Source organism: Roseateles sp. P5_E11, from assembly GCF_054049355.1.
Window position 1 is genome coordinate 1 of record NZ_JBFUMO010001024.1, and the last position, 1,145, is coordinate 1,145.

1 pseudogene is annotated in these 1,145 nt (G+C 70.3%); it reads right to left on the bottom strand.

Annotation, left to right across the window (positions count from 1 at the left end):
- Positions 1-1,145 (bottom strand): annotated as a pseudogene (locus tag ACXJKR_RS33090) (chromosome segregation protein SMC); the annotation flags it as partial.

Genomic DNA, 1,145 nt, shown 5'->3' on the forward strand with positions numbered 1-1,145 from the left:
GTGGTCAGCTCATCGAGTGCGGCGAGGTTGACGGCGCCCAGGGCCGCGATCTCGCGGTTGATGCGATCGATCTCGCCCTGCAGGCCGTAAAGCTTGACGGCGCCGTCTTCGATGGACTTGGCCAGCACTTCCAGGTCGACGGCCGCCGCTTCGAGTTGCTCGCGGTACTGCGCACCGCCGAGCTGGGCGGCCTGCTCCTCGAGCTGTAGCTTGGTGATGGCCTCGCGCAGCGGGTCCAGGCTGCGCTCGAAACCCATGCGCTGCTCGTCGGCCTTGCGCAGGCGCAGGCTCAGGTCGTCGTAGTTGGCGCGCACGGCGGCCAAGGCCTGCTCGCGTTCGACCTTGACGGCCAGCGCGTCCTGCAGCCCGGCTTGCGCCGCAGCGTCGTTCAGCGTGTCCAACTCGCCCTGCAGGCTGGCAGCCGAGGTCGCGACGGTGGCGATCTGCGCCTCTGCAGTTTCGATGCCACGCTGCAGCTCGCCGCGGCGTGCAGCCAGCGTCTGGGTTGCGAAGCGCGCCTCCTGAGAGCGGCGCTCCAGCGCGCGCAATTGCTCGCGCGCATCAGCCAGCTTGCGCTCGGCGGCGATGGTGCCGTCTTCCAGCTCCGCGTGGCGCTGCTGCGCGTCGCCGAGCTGGATGTCCAGTTCCTCGAAGCGGGCCTCGCCGACGGCGCGGCGCTCCTGCAGGCCTTCCTGCTGGGCGGCGATCTCGGCCAACTCGGCATCCAGCACGCTGCGGCGCTGCTGGCTGGCTTCGGCCTGTTGGGAGAGGCGCAGCAGCTCGACGTGGATCTGGTGGGCGCGGGTCTGCGCCTCACTGGCCTCGCGGCGCAGCGTCGTCAACCGTCCATTGGCGTCGTTGAACTGGTGCTCGATGCGGCTCAGCGACAGGCGAGCCTCGTCGGCGATCAGGTTCTGGGCGCGCTGGGCCGTCGTCAGCTGCTCGATCTCCTGGGCGCGTGCCAGCAGGCCGGCCTGCTCGGAGTCGGGCGCGTAGAAGGTGACCGAAAACTGGCCAACGGCGTGGCCGGCCGGCGTCAGGATCAGCTCGCCGTGCGTCAGCTTGCCGCGCGCGGCCAGCGCGTCATCGAGCGTCGGCGCGGTGTAGACGCCTTCCAGCCAGTCATTCAGCAGCGCGGACAGGCC